A 20,821-nucleotide genomic window follows, 5' to 3' on the forward strand; every position below is an offset into this window, starting at 1 on the left:
GACCGTCGGTCCCGCTGACCATGCGAACGGCGTCGCCGTGAACAGAAGGGGGAGTAGCACCTCAATTCAGCTAACGATTCTCAGAGTATTGTTCGACCTTCTTTGACGTCAATATAAGAATCATTTAAAAAGGAAATTTGTAGCAATATTAGTTTGGGAATTCCCTACATATTTAACTAAAAGGTTAAATATTGGGTTGGCATATATTCAACTGGATGGTTGAACAAGTGCCGGACGATCTCGACCTGGATGCGGTATTTCAGGCGCTGGCCCACCCGATCCGCCGAGACATCCTCGAGCAGGTAGCCGATGGCCCCAAAAGTGTCGGAGACCTCGCAGAACCACACGATGTCTCACTAGCAGCCGTGTCAAAGCACCTGCACGTGCTAGAAGATGCCGGCTTGATCGAGATGGAGAAGGACGGGCGGATTCGACGGGCCCACCTCGATGCCGCGCCACTCTCCGCGGCGTTCGGCTGGCTGACCCGATATCGCGTGTTCTGGGAGGATCGATTCGACGCCCTGGCAGACCATCTGGAGGAAGCAGACCAATGACAGATCACAACACCGACACCGAAGCTGCCGACGACCGGCTAACGATCCGGCGGACGTTCGACGCCCCACGAGAGCGCGTCTATCGCGCCTTCACCGAGCCCGAGGAGGTGGAGCGGTGGTTCGGCCCGAGATCGATGACTGGCGAGGTTCACGCCCTCGAACCGGAGCCCGGTGGCGCGTATTCAGTGAGCATGCTGGACGAGGAGAACCGCTACGACGTCGAGGGCGAGTTCCTCGAAGTCGTCGAGAACGAACGGCTCGTGCACACGTGGGAACCGGGTCGAGTCACCATCGAATTCCGGGACGTTGACGAGGGATGCGAGGTCGTCCTCACGCACGAAGGTCTCCCAGATGGCGAATCAGTCGACGACCACGCCGACGGATGGGCGAACGCGCTCGAGAACCTTGCGGGGGTGCTCTGAACGAACATGTACTTGCAGCCAAATCTGCTTCTCTCGTTGCCAGGACGGGCCCAGGACGTGCGCCGAACGGCCACTCATCGGAGGGAGAGATGAAGCGGACCTACACCGGGAGCTGTCACTGCGGGGCAGTTCGCTTCGAGGCGGATCTCGACCTGAGCCAGGGGAGCAGCCGGTGCAACTGTTCGATCTGCGCCAAGCTGCGGTACTGGTTCGCGTTCGTCCCCGATGAGGAGTTTCACCTGCTCCAAGGAGCCAACGCACTAACCGATTACCAGATCAAACCTGGATCCATCTACCACCGCTTCTGTAGCCGCTGCGGGGTCAAGCCCTTCGGACGGGGGATCGTCGACGAACTCGACGCAGACGTCGCTGGCGACTTCTACGCTGTTAACGTCGCCTGCCTCGACAACGCTACCGACGAGGAGCTGGCGGAAGCGCCGGTCGACTATCTGGATGGCCGGAACGACGACTGGGAGTCCGAACCCACGGAAACGCGACACCTATGAACGGACGAGGTCACATCCGAGAACAATTCACGAACATGGAGATTGAAGAAAAATGAACGACATGACGGACGAAACCGCGATCGAAACTGGCGAACGGCATATGACTGTCCGGCGAACCTTCGACGCTTCGCGCGAACGCGTCTGGGATGCGTGGACTGACTCCGACCAGATCGATCAGTGGTGGGGTCCGGACGGCTTCACGACCACGACCGACGAGATGGACGCCACACCGGGCGGCGTCTGGGAGTTCGAGATGATCGGTCCGGATGGCGAAGAGTACCCGAACCGGATCGTCTACGACGAAGTCGAACGGCCCGAACGCCTGGCCTACACCCACGGATCGCCCGACGATCCCGAGATGTTTCGGGTGACCGTGACCTTCGACGAGCGAGCCGGTAATACGACGGAACTCACGATGGAGTCGAGATATCCATCGGCAGAGGACCTCGACGACGCACTGGAGTTCGGTGCGGACGAGGGTGCGGCGCAGACACTCGGACGACTCGACGAGCACCTGCGGCGTCTCGACACAACGGGCGGAGGTGAGCACTGACATGTCGCTCGTTACAGCGAACATTTCAACATCGCTCGACGGATTCGTCTGCGGCCCGAACGACAGCCGCGAGAACCCGCTCGGCGACGGTGGGGAGCGCCTCCACGAGTGGGTCTACGATCTGGCAAGCTGGCGGGAGATCCACGGGATCGAGGGCGGCGAGACGAACCGCGACGACGAGATCTTCGCCGAATCGATCGAAAACGTCGGCGCGGTCGTGATGGGCCGGCGGATGTTCGACAACGGCGAAGGGCCGTGGGGAGACGACCCGTACGAGGGCCACTGGGGCGACGAACCACCGTTTGGCGTCCCGGTGTTCGTCCTCACCCATCACGCCAGGGAGCCCCTCGAAATGGCGGGTGGGACGACGTTCACCTTCGTCACCGACGGGATCGAGCGTGCCATCGAACTCGCGATGGACGCCGCAGGTGGCGGAGACATCTCAATCGCCGGCGGCGCGAGCACGATCCGGCAGACCCTCGAGGCCGGCATGCTCGACGTACTCGAGATCCACCTCGTCCCCATCTTGCTCGGGAACGGAATCCGTCTGTTCGAGCGGTCGGACGTAGATGGGATCGAACTCGAACGAACGCGAGTGGTCGAGTCACCGGTCGTGACACACCTCCGGTATCGCCTCTGACACTGACGGTACGAGACTCGTTTTTGGACGACTGCGAGGATGGCCACCACGGTGAGCCAGCGATGGTGAATCCCCTCGGGGTCACGCTCCGAGACACTCGGCCTGCTTAGCCTATAGAACGGAACCGGGCGACAATCCTAACCGGCAATCCCGTGCCCGCAGCTGCTTCGAGTCCGCTGCTTCGTCCTTGACGAGCTACACTGGGGGATGAATGAACTGCACGTTCTGGCCGAAACCGGCGCGTAGCAGCGGTTCCCGTCGACCGCTGTGGCTTCAGCGTCTATACTGGGAATGTCTCCTGTTCCGGGTCCGACGCTACCCGGCCAGTGGGTCCGATCGGAGCGAACGCTGGTGCGATGATTGAGTGCAGGGAAATAGTGCTCTGACTTTATGAGAATCCTGTTTAAGCCCCAAGTCGGTGAACGAAACGCGTTGGGGTTGAAGGAGGCCGTCTTTCAACATGTGTCCGAGAACACGCTGCTCTGACTGGCCCCTTGCAAGAATCCGAAGGATTGGGCGAAAAGCCCGCATAGGTGTCTATTCGGTTCGTTCACCCAACCCCAGAGACATCATATCATGTACATCGGAATGGATACGCATGACCGCTACTCGCAGGTAGCGGTCATGCGACAGGACGGCAGTCTCGTCGATGAATTCCGCCTCTCCCATGGCTCCGAGCGCGCCGAACTCGAAGAGTTCGCGCGCGAGTATGCCGGGTCGGCGGTTGCCATCGAAGCGACCGGGCACTACCGCCCAATCTACGAAACGCTTGACGAGCACATGGATGTTACCCTCGTCAATCCAAGCAAAACACGTGTCATCGCCGATGCAAAGGTCAAAACTGACCGTGTTGACGCCAAGATGCTCGCACATCTCCTTCGGCGAATCTCGTCGCTGAAAGCTACGTTCCGCCGAAGGACGTGCGCGAACGACGTGATCTCGTTCGCGCACGCAAGGCACTCGTCGAAGGCCGAACACGGGAGAAAAACCGTGTTCGAGCGGTTCTCAAGCGAACTGGTAACCAATAGCCGCGAACTGTTCGGCCCGACCGGGCGTGAGTTCCTCGCGGAACTCACGCTCTCTGAGGTCGATCGAGCGGTTCTTGAGGCACATCTCGCGGTGATTGATACGCTAAACGAACAGATCACGAAACTCGACAAGCGTATCGAAGACACCGCCGCTGCGCGTCGACGCGCAGCTGCTCATGACTATCCCTGGCGTGAGTTATTTCACGTCGCTGTTGATCACGTCCGAACTTGGCGAGATCGACCGGTTTAGCAGTGCAAAGAAAGTGATCAGCTACGCCGGGCTTGATCCATCTATTCGGCAATCTGGCGACAAAGAGGTGCGTGGTGGAATCTCGAAAGAGGGCTCAGCGCCGTTGCGCTGGGCCCTCGTTCAGTGTGCCAACGTGGCAGTACGGTTTGACGAGTATCTTGGAGAGTTCTACAACCGCCTGAAACAGCGGAAGAATCACAATATCGCAATCGTTGCAACAGCTCAGAAACTGCTTGTCGCAATGTTTCACATGCTCAGCCGTGAGGAAGTCTACGATCCGCCAACAGCATAGTCGCTGAGTGGCACCGCGATGGTGCCACTCAGCAGGGCATTCGCCCACTGTTAGCAACTGCTCTCGCTTTCAAGATAGCCTCTGCCTGAGGGCTGTTTCCACTCAATTGTAGCGACGTCGTGCGGTTCTACGTCACCAACACGCGCCGGACACCATCGACGACGAAACAGCTATGAGACGATCCGTGGTTTGGTCAATCACAGGATTCTCATAGGTGTTTAGCAGCACCACGGCTATCAGGTTTTATGACAACGAGATTTGACCATACAGCAGAAAGCCTAGGCCGGGATTTTAAGCAACTATGTTATCGTCGAAAACGGATCAATGGTTTCTCAAAGAGAGTAGACAGACGTAATCACCGAACAGACTCAAAACGGTATTCAGCCGTCTTAATCGGCGCATCATCCGGGACGTCACTCTTGTTCAGTAAGTGATCGGGGTACGCAGCCTGTGCAACGCCAATAAGCTGTGGTTCGACCTCTGCAAGATACGCATCGTAGCCATATAGCCCAGTGTGTTGCTCCTGATTCCATGCCCGCGTCCAGAGATACGTCTGTTCTTTGAGTCGGTGAGTTCCTTGCTCGAACAGTTCGCTCGCCCACGGTAGTTTTCGTGTATCGTCTTCGAAGAGCGCCATCGAAAGCTCGCCAACATGCCAGTAGTCTCCATTTCCCCAGCGAGCAAAGCTCCTCGTTACGTCTCGCTCAGATGCGATCTCCGTGAAGTTCGAACTTAGCTCTCGTTTCTTCCCATACGCTTCTGCCTTCCCGACGTATCGAGGTACGACCATCGGCCGATCGTGTTCATCGGATTCGGCGAGCTGGTACATCAGGTAGAGCAATCCCTCGTACCCGTTGTCCTTCACCCCGTCAGAGTGAACGCACTTTCGGCCTTCGGCGCGAATCCGCTCGTCGATAGTCGCTGAACGCTTGAGTCGGCCCAAGTCAGTGAGTTCGACCTGCAGCTGGTCGTCCGTTTCAAAGAGTGGGATTGGGTCCGCTGTCGACTCGTCCACAAAATCCGGATAGACGTGTGCCTCGAGCCACTGTGTCCACAGGTCGCCTTTCGAAGACTGCGTCGGACGGGGCTCGTCTTGAGGGGTACTGTCTGCTGTAGACGCCAATGGAGAATCGGTGGTGAACCAGCCTTGTCCAACTTTCCCGATCTCGTGGAGGATCTGATTAGGAACGAACTCCCGATTCGTCATGAAGGGCCGATACTCGGAGTTCGCATAGATGAGCCCGATCAATTTCGCCTCGAGCTCCTGTCGATAGGTTTCGACACCGTATGGGCCGGTGTCGAGCGTTTCGACGTCGAGGATCCAGACGTACAATCTCGAGTCGGCAGCCTCACGAACAGCCGCGATATGGTCGTACTTCGAGAAGCTCCCCCACGAGCCGTCATCCTCCCAGTCGTCGATAGGGAGCGCATCATCGATTTTCTTATAGTGCTGGTAGATCCGCGAGCCGATGTTTCGCGATTCTCCAACGTACACAGGAAGGATGTCAGCTGCATCATTGATCGGCTCGTCTGTGAGGTAAATGAGATACAGGTATTCGCCGTCGTTCTTCCCGTAGCGATACGTATCGAGCGCGTCGGTGGTGGTAAGTTCCCCATCCACTGTCGTCAGAAACGGCACTGGATCAGGTTGATCAGGAGTGTGAATATCCTCGAGGAGAGTCTCTTCGATCCACGTATCCCATAACTCAGCTTTCGCGGCGACCATATGGTATGTAATCTCGACTTCAGTTATTTACTGATTTCGTCACCGAGAGCACCCCCGTCTAATGTATAACCACACACGGTGGTGGAACCTCCACAGAGCGGCGACTGGCGGTGAAAATTTCGCTCGAGACTTTGGATACGGTCGTAGAAGACTATGTAAAATACTATTGCGATGTGCAATAACTACTCTCTTACTATATTTCAGCTCCGAAACTGACTACGTCCGTCTAGTCATTTAAATACTCTCTACACAGAGAAGCAGCGGCGAACTGTTAGACAAAGCACAGGTGAGCCGTGATCTCGGTGTGGTGGCCGAACACAGCATCATTCAGTATAAAGAAGCGGATCGTGCGAAGCGGCCCTGTCCACGTGCATCGACGTGAGGACTCGGTCAATCCGCCCCGCGAGTATCGTGTGTCGGACCGGCGGGAGCGACCAGGGCACGCCGTAGTCTATCGGTTAGATGAGACTCGACGGGCGAGGGCACGTGCGGGGCGTGCGGCACCCGGAACGAGTGGATCCCTGCCCAGAGCGCTCCAGATGACGAGATAGAGCCACAGTACCGCCACGAGCAGCCAGAGCACGAGCGTGAACTGGTCGAGAATCCACGAGAGCACGAGGTACGTCGTCGGATCCGAGGGCCCGCCCGGATAGTAGACGCCGGCCGGGTAGGCGGGGTAATAGAGGACGAAGACGAGGACCTGCGCGATCTCCAGAAGGAGCCACGCTGCGAAGAGGGTACCAAAGGCGACGACGCTCTGTGCCGCGTGATACCGGACGTACTCGTTCTCTCGCCCAACGAATAGCACGACGATCCCGGAGAGCCAGCCGAGCAGGTACGCGAGGGCGGCGAGGGCGTCCTCACCCAGGCCGACCGCCACCTGCCGCGGCTGTTCGTGTTCGTCGCCGCCACCATCCGAGTCGGAGTCGTCTCCGTGGTCCGAATCGTCTCGGCCGTCCGAGTCGTCACCATCGCCTGGATCGTCGTCGTCCCGGTCGGCACCTTCGTCCTGGTCGCCCGACCCGTCGGGATCGAAGATCTCGAGATCCGTGGGGTCCTCGAGCACGTCGAACCGGAGGTCGCTGGAGGCCTCGCCGTGGCCCGTCCGGGCGCGACGGCCGGCCCAGAGGTGCGCCCGACCGGTGTTCCAGGACGACAGCCGGTACCCGCGAGTCACCGTCGTCCCGCTTCGGGTTACCTCCTCCTCGGGGAGCTGGAGGGTGTCCGCGCCTGCCTCGAGGAGTGCCGGGTCTGGCGCCAGAATTTCGCCACGGGGCGCTGGAAGCAGTGCCGGATCTACGCTCAGCTCCTCGGCGTCGAGCAACCGTGCACGCGCCAATCGGTAGTCCGTGGGCGAGGTCGGATCGACGACGAGCGGGAACCAGTGGTTGGGCACGGTCGACGAGAGGCGATACGCAGCTTCCGCGTCGGCCGGCCGCCGCAGCCGGTGGAACACGACGCGCCGGGGGCCGTCCACGGACTCGTCGTCGACTGCCAGCGCGTCCGCGTCGGCCCAGATCGGCGAATCGCGCTCGCAGTAGCGGTCGAGGCGATCATCGGACGCGGAGGTGCCTGCGGGACCGCCGGTGTGGAGCCGGAGGGTGCTCGCGGGGGGAAGCACCGCGTCGTCGAAGACGAAAACGGTCGTCTCCTCGCCGGCAGTATCCCGGCGGACAGAGAGGCCGGCGAGGTCCAGGTCGTCGTCGCCGGGATTCTCGAGGTCGACGAACTCGGTCGCCACGTCATCGTCATGCGCGGGCGAGACGGCGGCGACCCGGAGCGAGGGGGACTCGAACTCGTCCCGGTCGAGCGGATCGCCGACCGGCCCCTCGACGAGGCGCTCGATCCCCCACCCGAGGTTCGCCAGCTCGTCCCGGGCGAGGACGACGCGCTCGACTGGATCGGACTCGACCGACGAAGGGAGCGTCGGGGGGACGAAGAGCCCCGGCTCGTCGGCACTCGGAACGTCCTCGAACGCGAACGCCGACCACTCGTCGGTCTGGTCGACCGTCGGTTCGATGGACTGGCTGCAGCCGAACGAGTCGGTGATCGACAACGACGTGACGCGCGAGAACGATCCGACCGGCGTCTCGACCGGGACGAGGAACCAATCGTTGCCGTACTGAACGGCGAACTCGAGCAGGAGCAACCGTGGCAGGTTCGCACCAGCCCCGGCGACATCGTCGAGCGTGACAGCAGCGTCTTCGAACTCCCACCACCGCGTTGCGGGCATCCCGGGGAACGTGGCGCGCGTCGGAGTCGTCCGGACCGTGGTCGCGGATGCCGGGTCGTCCTCGTCGCGATCACCGTTCCGGTCGTCACCACGCTCGCCGTTTCCGTCGTCTCCACGATCACCGACCCGTCCGTGGGCAGAATCGCCGTCGAGCATCCGGTCTTCGTCTATCGCGAACGCGTACCAATCGAGGTGCCCGCCGCCGTACGACGGAGCCGTGAACATGGTTTCGTCGTCGCCCTCGCCCGTCGCGACGGTGAACTCGTACTCCATCCGTTCCGGTTGCCACGCCGACGTTGCCTCCACGTCCGGTTCGTCGAACAGGGATCGGTAGTAGCCGACGAACTCCTCGACTGCGCCGTCGAACGCCTCGGTCCGGCGACCGTCAGTCGGCAACGGGAGGGCATTCACGTCCGAGACGTCCGGCGTGGCACCGTCAGCGACGGCGGCGAGGTTCGACACGGCGGCTGCGATGGCGTCGAACACCGCCTGCCCGTCGAGCACACGGCCGGTCATCACGCGGTCGAACGCCCGCCCCTCGGCGTCGAGGTCACCCTCGACGTCAGAGAGGCGCAGCGCCGCCGGGAAGTCCTCGGCCGTGTAGGGCCCCTCGCCCGTCTCGTAGCCGTGAGCGGACAGGAGCCGCAGGAAGTACTGGCCAGCCTCGGCCGCGAGGCGCGCCGGCGGGTCGTCCTCGGCCGTCAGCACGGGCTCGCGTTCGACGAGCGCCTCCAGGGGTCCACCCGCGTACTTCCAGGGCCCGCCGTCGTTAGCCCGGTCCCGGGGCCCGAGGCCGTAGCGCTGTATCGGATCGTGTTCGACGCGACCGTCGGCGCGTACGGGAGACCCGGCGTCGTCACCGTGGAACTCCTCGAACTGCCACTGCCGGGAGAGCAGCCACAGCGGATCGCGAATCTGCGCGCGCAGCGCGTCGGTCAGTTCGTCGTTGCGGGGGCGTGGCTCGAGGCGCGTCCAGTGGGTGAACGAGCGAGGAACGGTCATCACTGATCACCTGCGTCCCGGCTCGGGAGGTCGTAGTCCGCAAACACGCGGTACGATGGGGCGTCACCCTTTGAGTGGGTCAGGTCGGTCCCGAGTAATTCGAAGTCTACCGACGGTGTGTCCGGCGGGGATCCGGTGTTGTACGCGACCGCCAGCATCGGGAGGAGGTGTCCGAAGTCCGGGAGGTCCTCCAGGTCGACAGCGCGGTACTTGTAGAGGCGCATCGTCTCCCGAACGGCCGACGCCAAAGTATCAAACGTCCATTCACCGTCGGGCGGTGGCACGGCGAGCAGAATCGACTGTGGCGCCCGGTTGTCCGGCTCGTCGTAGTTGATGGCGAGGCCCGTCGTCTCCGCGTCTGTCGGAACGTGCTCGACGTGGTCGTCGACGAAGAGCCCACAGATCGGTCCGGTGACGTTGGGTGGGCTGAGCCCAAGGCCGAACTGTGCGACGAGCGACAGCTGTCCGGGTTCGGGCATGACACCGTCGACGCCGACCCAGTCGTCCTCCGGCCGGTGTGGTAGCTGGCCGACCGTGAGGTCCCTGACGAGTCGGCCGGAAAGAGCCTCTGCGTACGAGAGCGCCTCTCTGAAGGTGGCCAGGCGGTCGGAAACCTGGGCCGTACGCTGGAACCAGGTCTCTGCTGCCAGCGGCGATCCCGCCGTGAGGAGTCCGTCGTTCCCGAAGGTGCGTGCCAGCTCCGTACCGTTAGCCGGGACAAACGGAGGCAGCACGACGAACTCGTCTCCGAAGAGCGCGCGGAGTCGCGCGTCCTGAGCGTCGATCGCCTGCTCAATCGGCACCTGCTCGTCCGACGTCGCGTCGGCGGCCACGTCCAGTCGCGCGTCGACGCGCTCTAGAACGACCCCTGCCTGGGTGTGGAGGGTCTTCTCGTCGTCGGCGGATCCCCCGGTCGAGGACTGTGGCGTACTCCCGTAGATACCGAAGTACGACGCGCGGACGAGCGGAACCCGAACCGTCTCCAAGACCCCGTGGCGGAAGGCCGTGGCAGCGTCGACGCCCGCCTCGGCAGTGACGGTCTGTAGTGGGACGACGTGATCGGCGAGCGCGAGCTGGAAGTCGTCTATCGCGTCGGCGAAGGCACTCGCGGCTTCCGCACGCTGCGTGTCCGCGTTCGGGACCGCCGGTGGTGACTCGGCGATGACGTCCTGGAGCTGGGCGAGTAGCCGGGCGAACGACGAGCGGTGGGGGACCGCCTCGTCCGAGTCGTCGCCCTGCTCGCGTTCGAAGTGTGCGAACAACGTCTCGAAGCCCTCTATCGCTTCGACAGCGTCTTCGAGTCGAGCGAGCGCGTCTTCGAGCGCGACGTCGTCCGTCTGGGCGGTAGCCGTGTCGGTCCTGTAGAGCCACTTTCCGAGGGTCGCGAGTAGGCGATGGGGCTCATCGCCGTATTCGTCGAGGGCGAAAACGACTGCGGCGGGCTGAGCCAGCAGCGTGTGCAGGTATCCGACCAGGCGCGTCGGATCGTCCGTCTCGTCGATCGCCAGCGCGGCGGCGGGCGAGAATCCGAGGAGGGCATCTGCGACGTCACAGTTGAACGGAGCGGGATTGGCCCGGTAGCGCTGGATACGGTTGCGGAGGCTGGCGTCGATCCCGCGCCAACGCGCATGGATCTGGAGGGAATCCGGCGCGGCGGCGTCGCCGGCAACGGTAAGCGCCTTCGAGACGCCAATCCGTTCCAGCGGGTCGAGCACCGCCGTGACCGCCGAATCGACGACCGACTGGTCGACGGTCGCCAGTTCGAGGAGTGCGTCCGTCGCCGCGACCTCGGACTCCGAAAGCGTCGACCACGATGGGTCGAATAGCTCGCGCTCCCTGGAGGCCGCCTGCCATCGGGTGTCCGCGATAGCGGCATTGACCTCCTGGGCGGGTGAGTCTGTCCCCTCCCCGACTGCGAGGTGTGGCCGCTCCCCGTCTAGCCACAGGAGCCGTGAGAGGCGCGGCACAGAAGCGGCGAGGTCGTCGAGCGTCGTCAACTCTCGGCCATCGCTGGGCGTATCCTCGCGGTCGACCTCGGCGACGACGCAGCCGTGTTCGGCAGCGGCCACCTCGTCGTCGACGGTCGCAACCACCACGAACGACGTACCGGACGGGACGCCCGAGAAGTCCATCTCGACCGTGAACATACCCTGCTCGTCGCTCGTCGTCGACGCGGCGCGCTCGAACCATTCCGTCCTCGTTCGTGACCAGACATGGACAGCAACCTCGGCGTTCCGAACGCGATCCGGGACGGTCGCGGTGGGTCCGTGGGGAGTCTCCGACTGATCGTCCACACTAGACGGCCGCTCCTCCCCACGCGTGGCGGACGGGTCAGCGAGGAGGGAGGCGAACCCCTCGATCTCCGCAACCGCCTCGACGCGCCGGTGACGCTCGGTGCCGCCTCCGAGTTGCGAACCCGAACCGACGCCGCCGAAGACGGATAGTGGTGGATCCGTCGGAGCGATGCTGGGCGTCTCGGGGATGCGAAGCTGGCCGGACACTGACTGCGACGGCGCATCCTGGACGACCACCGTCTCGTCAGCAGCGGGCCGAGTGCGTTCCCGCTTTGCGAGTCGATCGACCAGTAACCCGAGTTCGGCATCGAGGTCGCCGCTCAGGTCCGTAGGCGTCTCCATGAGGGGCTCAACTGGAACGCGCTCGACGAACGACTCGGAGGCCGCCTGGACGCCGTCGAGCTGTGCGAGAACCGATTCGTCGCCGCCCGACGGATCCAGGACGGCGAGGCGGTTCTCCAGTGTGGCTCGAACGGCCGCGAGCGTCGCCTCGGCGGCGTCCGCCCGCTCGCGGAGCACGTCTGCGCTCGCGGAGGTGTACCCGTGATCTGGTGCATCCTCCGGGTGGGCGAGGTCCGTGCCATCGATCGCCCGCCCGTCGAGGACGAGCGCCCGGAGGCTGCGGACGACCGCGAGGAGGTCGGCGACCGGGACGGCGTCGTCGCGCGCTGTCTCCGTCGTGACGACCTCGAGCGTCGCGTCCGCCGGAATCGGGGGGTCGTGTGCGGGGCGGTCGCGGCAGAGCTCGTAGGCCGCACGGGCTTCGAACTCGGTGGTAGCCAGGTCTGCGTCCGCCCCGCCCAGGGCGAGGAGGTCGAGCGGCGAGAGCGCGAGCTCGTCCAGGGTGACCGTCCGCTCTACGGCGTGCTCGCGATCCGATGGGCCGTCAGCGCCGGCCGCCGTCCCGTTCTCGGCGCTCGACCAGCGGTAGGTGACTGAGAATTCGACGTTGGCCGGCGCCGGGAGTATCTCGCCGAGCCAGGCGTCCAGAGCCGGTTCTGCGTCGCTGCGAACCTGGAAGACGGCAGCGTCCCCATCGACGCCCGCGACAGGTTCTGCGGAGTCGGCACCGTCATTGCTCGCTGGATCGGCCCCTGCGGGCACGGCGGGGTAGTCAGTGATTGGCACGGGCGTCGCAGTCGGCCATCCGGACGGCTGACTCACAGTCGCGGGGTCGCCGAAGAGGACGGCGGTGCGGTGGGTCACGCCGACCGCGTCGTGCGGCGTCCGGACGACTGCTGGATCGGGTGGGGTGGTCCCGGCCGCGAGTGCGTCGAGGGACGCGGCGGTGCGCTCGAAGTTCCCCTTCCCGAGCTGATGGACGCTTTCTGCAGTCAACAGGTCTCCGACCGCGTCGAGCGCGTCAGTGAGCTCGGCGACGATGGCCTGAAGGCTCGCGAACTCGGGGCTGTCCCGAGCGGGCAGGTCGCGCCGGTCGAAGGGATAGTCGTCCCAGTCGCGAACGAGTGCGTATCCGTCGACGACGTCCGTCGCCGCGAGGGCCGCGTCAGACCGGTCCGATGACCTCGCGGCGACGCTCTGGTCGAGTGGGAACGCCTCGCGGAACGCAGTCCGGTACCGCTGGACGTTCACCTCGCTCCCCTCGACGTCGACCGTGTGATCCACGAGACGGCGCTCGAACCGGTAGCCCAGTTGCTCCCCGAGCGGCTGCCCGTCCCGAACGCCGTAGATGAGCGACAGCGCCTCCCGAACACGGTCGGCCGAGAGGTCGACCGAAAGGGCCTGCCCCATCGACTCGCCCTCGTGGGCGAGGTAACCGCTGCGTAGCAGTGCGGCGGTCGTCGCATGTTGGAGCGACGGTGCGTGAACGAACTCGCCTTCTTCGCCGGGTGGGTCGGGGGCGAGGCGCTCGACGAACCCGTACGCGCCCACGTTGATCCCCGGGGACTGCGGCACCGACTCGTCGAGCCGACGATCAGGCTGCTCGCCGCCATCGTCGTTTGATCCATTCTCACCAATCTCCCACGCCTCGTAGGACTCCACGGCCGGTCCCCAGAGGCCCTGGTGTTCGCGCACCTCGGCCAGCCGCCGCGTCGACAGGGACGTCCACCAGGCGTCCAGGCGGTGACTCGCCAGGTCCAGCGATTCGATCATCGCCGTCGCGAGCACCGACGGGGAGCACTCGCTCAGATACGACAGGCTGTCTGTGAACTCGCTCAGACGCGGCTCGAGCGAGGTTGGCGGTGTGGCGCCAACGGCAACTGCGAAGAGCGCGTCGCCGTAGCTGTCGCCCGCTTCGACTCCGGGGTGGGCCGTCAGCGCGTCGGGGACGGCGTCGTCCAGTGCTGCGTGATAGGGTGGATCGCCGGAGATCTCTGAGATCGGGCTGGGCAGGTAGATCTGTGGGTCCGGCGCGAGGATGCCGGGGTCGTCAAGGCGTACACCGAGCCGGACGCGGGCGTTGAGGTAGGCGTGCAGTGTCGCGGAATACAACAGCACTTCGAGAAGGGAATTCGGCACGATTGGGGTGTCGTCTCCTGTCTCTGTCATTCGGTTAACGGCTTCGATGAGGGCCTCGACCTGCGTCGTCGTCTGCGGATCCACCTCGGATTCCGCGAGCAGGCCCGCGACCACATCCGCCACGTCTACGTGGGAGTCCTCACTGTCCGATCGGGGAGCCACGACGGCCTCGAGCACGGCCTGGCGGATCTCGGGCTTGAGGACGAGTCCAAGCTTCCGGACCTCCTCCGGGGGTTGCGAGATGAGGGCCTCGATCGTCGTGGACACGTCGTCTCCCACGAAATCCTCGGGCTCGATCGGCTCGGCCGACACTGCGGGCGGCCCGTCGTCGTCGCCGTCTCTCGGTTCCTTGGCGGTCCGAGCTTGACCCCCGAACGCCGGCGACAGTCCGGAAAAGTCCAGATTCGCGATCCGGGGGTCGAGTTCGCTCATGCCGTGCGAGCTGAGCGTCTCCCGGAGTCGAGATCGTCGCGTCTCCAGATCGGAGCTGGCCGCCCCCGTCAGGTACTGGCGCGTCACGACGTCGTGCGAAAGGCCCTCTCGCTGGAGGGTCCGGACGAGCGTCTCGTCGTCGAGGTCGCCCGTCGCCCACGGGAGGTCGGCGGCGGCATCGGCCCACGAGGACTCGAACCGTCGGAGCCACCTGGCCAGATCAGACGGCACCCGCTCGTCCACGGCGGCCGTAGCGTCCCCGGTCGCGTCGTCCGAGTCCGCGTCCTCCGAACTGCCGGTCGGCTGCCGATCCCTCTCCGGTCTCAGGTGTGCGTCGGTGGGTGACAGCGCGCCAGTCGGCAGGATCCCGTAGGGTTGCCTGCCAACGCGGATCGCCGGAAGGGGACCGCGAGCGCGTACGTACTCGACGAAGTGCTCTCGGTAGGCGTCTACCCACGGTAAGAGTGTCTCGAGCTTCGCCAACCGCTCGTCGGCCGACAGCGTCCCAGCCTCCACCCCATCGTCTTCCCAGAGACTCTCGGTGCCCGCCCACTCGTTCGAGACGAGCAGGTGCTGGAAGAAGTACCCGAGCGTCGCCGGCCACAGGGCGGAGTTCGCGTGTCGCGCCTTGAGCTGCTCAGTCCCGTCCGCGTTTGGCACACGGTCAAACACGTGATCGTCGCCCTCGTCGACGGTGAACCCGAGGGCACGGGCCAGCCGATCCCCGTCGGTTCCATCCATCGAGGTGATCGACGGCGGTCCTGCCGCCCTCTCGACGCTGTCCTCGGGGTCGTCCTTCGAGGAGTATCCCGACTCCTCGTCGAAGACGTTCGTGGGTGTCCCCTGCGGGAGGACCTCCAGGCCATCGGTGTAGTGGTGTGCGTCGAGCAGTTCGGCGAGCTGGTCGGCACTGGTGTCGGCGTCCATCGACCCCCGAACGCCGAGCACGACGACACGCGTGAACCCGTTGTCGGCATCGAATCCAGATAGCGTCTTGAGGTCGACTGTCAGTGCCATGCCCGCCGCCACGGCCTCACTGTAGTCGACCAACCACTCCATGCCCGGCGGAACGTCGTCGGGCTCGACGGCGTCGGCCGTCTCCCCTTCGCGTCGCCAGGCCGATACCGCTTCGGGGCTCGGGCCGATCGACAACGGCTCGCGGATCGGCGGCCCAGAGACGGTCGTGGTGTGTGCCTTCCCGTCCGTGTCCTCCCAGGCGAGCCGCGCGAGCCAGCGATCCGGAAGCAGGCATGCACGCGGTTGTGACGTCCACGTGGACGGACGGCGATCGACCGATTCGAACGAGAGGGGGGGCAACTCGGCGGGTTGGGAGTCAGGCACCGGCGCGCCGAGTAGCTCGTCCGCGAACGTCTCGGGCGCCGTCGCGCGTATTAGCCAGCTCGCCCGTTCGGTTCCGAACCGCTCCGTGAGCTGTCGCCAGGCCGCCGTCTTGATCTCCCGGTAGCCGTCCTCGCCTGCCTGGAAGTCGGCCGGGTCGAGGTCGTTGACAAGTGGGCGAAACTCGGCGGGAACTGCACTTGGGTCCGGTCGGATCCAGTCGGCGTCACCGACGCCATCACCTGCGTCCCACCGGTCGACCTGCTTGTGACAGGACAGCCAGATGCGCGTCCAGAACGACCGCCCCCAGCGGACCTCGTCGTCGGTCAACTCGGGTTCGTGAGAGTCGACGTGGACCTGGTCTGGGTACACCCTGATTCGAAGCTCCTCGGTCTCCGCGTCGCTGTCGTCTTCGGGGCCGACGAACCGGGTCTCCAGGCGCACTGGTAGGAGCGCTACCGGCTGGCCGTCGAGGTTGGCCGCCGGATCATCGCGTTCTGCGAGGTACTCGGATTTGGTGTCGCCGATCCGTTCGATCCGATCGTCGCGGTAGGCCAGTGCAGCTTCGGTCGCAATCTCGAACACGGTTACGAGATCGTCGAGGAGCGCCAGTGCGTCCGTTCGCGACCCGCCCTGGATCGCCCCGAGGATGGCCTCGAACGCGGCCGCGACGTCTGTCCAGTCGTCCGTGTGTTCGACGTACGCCTCTAGGGCGTCGACGAATGACGAGACGGCGACTGTCAGTGCGGTGGATCGGATTCGATCGACGGCAGTCCGCGTCGCCCCGTCATCTGGACGCGGGAGTGGGACAGTCAGGTAAGAGAGTGTCTCCCCTCTTTCGGTTTCCTCGTCAGCGGGACTGAACCGATCGAATGCAGTCGACAGCGACGGCGGTATCCCGGTCGAATCGCCGCGACTGACGGCCTCGCGGACCTCGGTCACTGCCGCCAGGACCATCCCCACGCGGTTGCGCTCACGCTCTGCGCTCCGAAGTTCGGCCCGTAGTCGCGCGAGCCGCTGGCGCGGAGTGTCGTCGCTCACTGGCCGTCACCTCCGGGATCCGTGTCGGTAGCACCGCCCTCGCCACCGGACGGCTGCACATCGGTGTCGGGGAGGACGTCGTCGGCGTGGATGGCGACGCGGACGGGCTGCTGCCAGGTGATCCGCGCCATGTGTGCGGCGTTCGCGCCCCACTCGGCCGCGTCCGCCGGCGTCCACTCGTCTTCGTTCTCGTGATAGCGAACGCCGGCCTCGACTGCCCATTGTTCGCTGCCCGGGCGGCTGTCGGCCACGGATACGTGGGAGATGGAAGCCACCGTGTCGGTGCCATCGCCATCGGCAGGAAGGTGTCCCCACGAGAGCGCGCTCCACCCCACTTCGGCGCCCTGTTGCGCTGCTACGTCCGTGAGCCGCTCGATCTTCCGCGTTCCGCTGCTGGTGTAGGTGATCCCGTATGGCCGCTGGCCGACGTCGCCCTGGTCTTCGTCGAGTCCGAACCGGACCTCGCCGGGCGCTTCCTCCAGGACGAAAAACCACCCCTCGTCCTCCACTTCATGTGGGATGTCCTCCGCCGGGCCACCATCGTGGTACGGCCCGGCCACGGCCTCCGCCACGGAGAGGTCGAACCCCAGGAACGTGATGTCAGGCTCGATCGATCCCCGGAACACCGGGAACCTGACGTCCGTTTCAGGTGTGGGCGTCTCCGGTGGTTCGATCGGCTCTGCGTCGTCCGGTGGCTGCGGCTCCCCATCATTCGGCGGCGTGGGATCGAACGGCGGCCGCGGATCCACCTGATCCGGCGGCTCCGGTTGCGGTTCGATCGGCCGGTCGGGTGGGGTCTTCGGCCCTCGCGGGTGGTCGTGGTCCATCGGTCGCGCGGCGGCAAGGCGATCGTTGTCGTTCGGTCCACTGCTCCGCGAGACGTGCGTGTTGGGAAAGGCGGGGACGCGGTCACCGTCGTTCTCGACGGCTTTCACCGCGTATACCGTCGTGTTCGGGTAACGCCGGAGCACTTCGCCCCGGATCAACAGCACGACCATCCCCTCGTCGGCGTCGTCCGCCGTATCAGAATCGTTGTCCGGCCGCCGACCGGGGCCATTCTCGCCGAGGTCGTTCCCGTCCCACTCGTCGAGCGGATCGACGTCGGCCGTGTCGGAGGACCCGGCGGCCGGATTCCCACCGTGGTCCCAGAATTGGTTAAAGTACGTCCCGCGGCGGTCGGTCGGGAATCGCCGCCACGTCAGTTCCCGGGCCATCTCGTGGTTCAACCCCGCCATGTAGGCCTCAACGAACCGTGAGTTGGTCACCAGCGCACCCATCGCGTTCTTCGGGATGGATCCCACGCCAGGTAGCAGGTACTCGGAGTCGAGATCCGCAAGTGACCGGAACATCGGCTCCGGGAACGTCGGGCTGGCGAGCACCTCCGCCGTCGGATCCTCGCGCTCGCGAAGTTCGGGGATGCCAGAGAGGTCGGCGGCCAGCTGGGCAAGCTCGGCCGTCGGGGCGAGTTGTGATGAGAGCCCGGCCCCGGCAGTGGTTAAATTGAGCGTGTGGTCCCTATCGTCCAGGACCCCCTCACGGGCCATTTCCTGGCTCTCGGCCGCCGCTGAGGTTTCCGTCGTGGGGGTTGCGTCTGTGTCTACCGCCTCGGCGGCCGCGCTCGGTCTCGGTTCGATGGGACCGGTGTCGACGTAGTCTTCGATCGTCGTGAGTGCTTCGAGTATGCTCTCGAGGTGCTCGTCGGCGGCGTCGAGCGAGGCAAGCACGCTCTCACGGTCGAGGTCATCGGACCGGAGGGCGGATCGTATCGCCTCCGCAGCGGTCAGTAGCTCGTCGTGCGTCGTACGGAGCCGCTCGACCAGCTCTGCCGTGCGATCAGGGGTTAGCTCTGCAGCAACCCCCTCGGGGTGGGGACCGGCGGCGAGGTCCGGCAGGAGCTGTTCGAGGTCGGCGAGCGAATCCGATCGGACGCGCTCGGCCTCCTTCACCAGGGTCCGGCTGTCCTGCACCACCCGCTCGGGCGGGGCTGCCGACTGCCCGTCCGACTCCTCGCTTCGGAGTGCCAGCCGGAGGGTGAGCACTCGAGCACGGGCGAGGAGAGTGTGCCTCGACGCGCTCCGTACGCGGCTGATCGTCCGAGCGACCAGCAGGTGGTCGCCCTCGGCGTCACCCCGCGCGGCGTGGAACGCCTCGGCCTCCTCGACCGTCATCACCTCGCCTCGGTCGTCGGTCAGCCACGCTGGTGACGGCTCGCTCGCGGACACCAAGCTGCGATCCGGGAGAAATCGGACGTCGCTCGCGACCTCCGCGTCGGCTGCCGCAGCGTCGGACAACGCTTCGACAACTGATTCTTCCGCCGCTCCATCTGCGTCGACGGCTTCCTCGGCTGCGCGTTGTCGCTCGTCGCTCATCGTCTCTTCGAGTCGGACGCGCCGGTTGAGGCCGTCGAGAGTTACGCTCAGCCCCCTCTTCGTCGCCAGCGCTTCGACCACGTCGTCGGCGTCGAACGACGCGGCGGCTCGGCGGGCAAGTGGCCCGTTCGAGCGGGTGAGCCGGCGGAATGCGGGAGAGGTCGCCTCGTCCGGCAGGGGCGTTCGTGATAAGACCGTCCGGAGCGTCGCGGATCCAGTGGTCGAACCGTCAAGGGCGTGATTTACGGGGTGTTCAGCCGTCGAGACGGGCATCCGGTTCTGTGCAGGTGCGGTGAACTGCAGCAGCGCTTCGGGCCGGGCGTCGGCGAGGTGGGCGTGGTTGCGCGCGATGCCGGTTCGACCGAGTTGCATCCCCCGGAGCCGGTCGTTTAGCTCCCGGAGATCGCCGGCCTGCGCCCACGCCGACGCAATCAACGCTTCCTGTCGGCGCCGGACCGTCTCGGCACCCAGTGCCGCCGCAACGCGGTACTGTGGATCGGTGTTTAGCGTGTGGAACCACGTCGGATGTGCCTCGGCGTCGTCACCCTCGGGCGCTGCCGGCGGCGGCTCGATCGTCGGGGCGCCGGCGTGCCACTGGCCGTACTTCGGTGGCCCGACGACGGGTGATCCCGCAGCTTCGTCGATCCCCTCCGGTACGTTGAGCAGCGTTCGAAACGCCTCCTGGTGGTCGTGGCCGTACGCATCGCCAACGGCGTCGGCCGATTTCAGCGCGCCACCCAGCGAGACTGTCGCATCATCGTCGTCTGCCGGGATTACGAGACTCTCGGGACCGGGATCGCCCACGTCGATAGTGCGGTAACCGATATCCGGGCCAAGCTCGACCGGCTCAAGCTCCCGGACGAGGGACTCGAAGTCCCCTTCCAGGCCCGTGCGAAACTCCCAGCTGTAGTAGACCGGAAGGCGCACGATTCCGTCGTCGTCAGCCTCCCACGCTAGCGTGAGTTGGTCTCGGTCTCGGTCAGGATCCGTCTCGTCCGCGCCAACAGACGTGCCGAGTCCGGCCCGTCGCCCCGTCTCGAATGTCGGCACGACGCAGGCAACGTATGCCGTCGCCGCGTCGAGGTTTCGCGGACATACCAGTCTGGAAACGGTCCTATCGGACGTCTTCGCGAGTTCGTCGTCAGGGTCGTGAGTGCCCGTCACCTGCGCGTGTGCCCACGCCCAGGACTCCGCCGGATTAGGTAACTCGACGACCGGCGTTTCGAGCACCGGTAGCGGGCCGGTCCCCGGCGGATCGAGTCTGACAGCGTCGCGGTCGCGCTCGACGCACACCAGGGTGAGCCACGGCCTGTTGCGACCAGAGTCGTCAGCCCGTTGCGGGCTGAACAGCCAGGGGAGATCCGGTCGGCCGAACTCGATGTGCGGAAACTGGTTCGGGGGGAATCCATCCGAGTCCTCGCTCGGCTCGACACGGACGACGTGCCGGCGGTCGAGTCCGACGACGTCGCCTGGGCCGTACATTCGAAGCGACACGTTCGCCGTTTCAGTCCGGTCTCCATCCTCGCCGCTTCCTCGCACGGTCAACTCGACGCCGAGCGAGCCGGGGTCCGCGACGTCCGTCGAGCCATCGAACGTGCTCGTCGGTCGATACCCACGTCGGACCGTCGGATAGAACGTGTACTCCGTCTGTCGTGCCATC

Annotated in this window: 9 protein-coding genes and 1 pseudogene; 6 read left to right on the plus strand and 4 right to left on the minus strand. The window is 64.9% G+C overall.

Annotation, left to right across the window (positions count from 1 at the left end):
- The first annotated feature begins 215 nt into the window (after positions 1-215).
- The 6 genes and pseudogenes from NJU76_RS23440 (at position 216) to NJU76_RS23465 (ending at position 4,245) form a co-directional block, all read left to right on the plus strand.
- Positions 216-554 carry an ArsR/SmtB family transcription factor gene (locus tag NJU76_RS23440; protein ID WP_254532852.1) on the plus strand — a complete coding sequence of 113 codons (339 nt, stop codon included), beginning with the start codon at positions 216-218 and terminating at the stop codon, positions 552-554.
- Positions 551-976: an SRPBCC family protein gene (locus NJU76_RS23445; protein ID WP_254532853.1), complete on the plus strand. Its 426-nt coding sequence runs from the start codon at positions 551-553 to the stop codon at positions 974-976. The genes NJU76_RS23440 and NJU76_RS23445 overlap by 4 nt, the downstream gene beginning before the upstream one ends.
- A gap of 89 nt (positions 977-1,065) precedes the next feature.
- Complete coding sequence (locus NJU76_RS23450; protein ID WP_254532854.1) at positions 1,066-1,482, plus strand: GFA family protein; 417 nt, start codon at positions 1,066-1,068, stop codon at positions 1,480-1,482.
- A 52-nt stretch (positions 1,483-1,534) separates the two neighbouring features.
- Complete coding sequence (locus tag NJU76_RS23455) at positions 1,535-2,035, plus strand: SRPBCC domain-containing protein (protein ID WP_254532855.1); 501 nt, start codon at positions 1,535-1,537, stop codon at positions 2,033-2,035.
- A 1-nt stretch (position 2,036) separates the two neighbouring features.
- Positions 2,037-2,675, plus strand: coding sequence for a dihydrofolate reductase family protein (locus NJU76_RS23460; RefSeq protein WP_254532856.1), 639 nt, complete (start codon positions 2,037-2,039; stop codon positions 2,673-2,675).
- 576 nt (positions 2,676-3,251) lie between these two features.
- Positions 3,252-4,245: pseudogene (locus tag NJU76_RS23465) on the plus strand (IS110 family RNA-guided transposase).
- A 355-nt stretch (positions 4,246-4,600) separates the two neighbouring features.
- Here NJU76_RS23465 and NJU76_RS23480 read toward each other — a convergent pair.
- The 4 genes from NJU76_RS23480 to NJU76_RS23495 all read right to left on the minus strand — a co-directional run bounded on the left by NJU76_RS23480 (position 4,601) and on the right by NJU76_RS23495 (position 20,820).
- Positions 4,601-5,971, minus strand: a complete 1,371-nt coding sequence (locus NJU76_RS23480) for a GIY-YIG nuclease family protein (RefSeq protein ID WP_254532858.1) — start codon at positions 5,969-5,971, stop codon at positions 4,601-4,603.
- A gap of 451 nt (positions 5,972-6,422) precedes the next feature.
- The gene (locus NJU76_RS23485; RefSeq protein ID WP_254532859.1) at positions 6,423-9,206 is read right to left on the minus strand and encodes a hypothetical protein; all 2,784 of its coding nucleotides are present in this window, start codon (positions 9,204-9,206) and stop codon (positions 6,423-6,425) included.
- Positions 9,206-16,792, minus strand: coding sequence for a hypothetical protein (locus tag NJU76_RS23490; protein ID WP_254532860.1), 7,587 nt, complete (start codon positions 16,790-16,792; stop codon positions 9,206-9,208). Before NJU76_RS23490 ends, NJU76_RS23485 begins: the two co-directional genes overlap by 1 nt.
- Positions 16,789-20,820, minus strand: a complete 4,032-nt coding sequence (locus NJU76_RS23495) for an FUSC family protein (protein WP_254532861.1) — start codon at positions 20,818-20,820, stop codon at positions 16,789-16,791. Before NJU76_RS23495 ends, NJU76_RS23490 begins: the two co-directional genes overlap by 4 nt.
- Position 20,821: the final 1 nt, after the last annotated feature.

This window comes from Natrinema gelatinilyticum (assembly GCF_024266705.1).
GTDB classification, from domain to species: domain Archaea; phylum Halobacteriota; class Halobacteria; order Halobacteriales; family Natrialbaceae; genus Natrinema; species Natrinema gelatinilyticum.

What these genes read in the sequence shown, in the direction of transcription:
- NJU76_RS23440 (WP_254532852.1), top strand. Translation starts at nt 216, where the DNA reads ATGGTTGAACAAGTGCCGGACGATCTCGACCTGGATGCGGTATTTCAG.
- NJU76_RS23445 (WP_254532853.1), top strand. Translation starts at nt 551, where the DNA reads ATGACAGATCACAACACCGACACCGAAGCTGCCGACGACCGGCTAACG.
- NJU76_RS23450 (WP_254532854.1), top strand. Translation starts at nt 1,066, where the DNA reads ATGAAGCGGACCTACACCGGGAGCTGTCACTGCGGGGCAGTTCGCTTC.
- NJU76_RS23455 (WP_254532855.1), top strand. Translation starts at nt 1,535, where the DNA reads ATGAACGACATGACGGACGAAACCGCGATCGAAACTGGCGAACGGCAT.
- NJU76_RS23460 (WP_254532856.1), top strand. Translation starts at nt 2,037, where the DNA reads ATGTCGCTCGTTACAGCGAACATTTCAACATCGCTCGACGGATTCGTC.
- NJU76_RS23480 (WP_254532858.1), bottom strand. Translation starts at nt 5,971, where the DNA reads ATGGTCGCCGCGAAAGCTGAGTTATGGGATACGTGGATCGAAGAGACT.
- NJU76_RS23485 (WP_254532859.1), bottom strand. Translation starts at nt 9,206, where the DNA reads ATGACCGTTCCTCGCTCGTTCACCCACTGGACGCGCCTCGAGCCACGC.
- NJU76_RS23495 (WP_254532861.1), bottom strand. Translation starts at nt 20,820, where the DNA reads ATGGCACGACAGACGGAGTACACGTTCTATCCGACGGTCCGACGTGGG.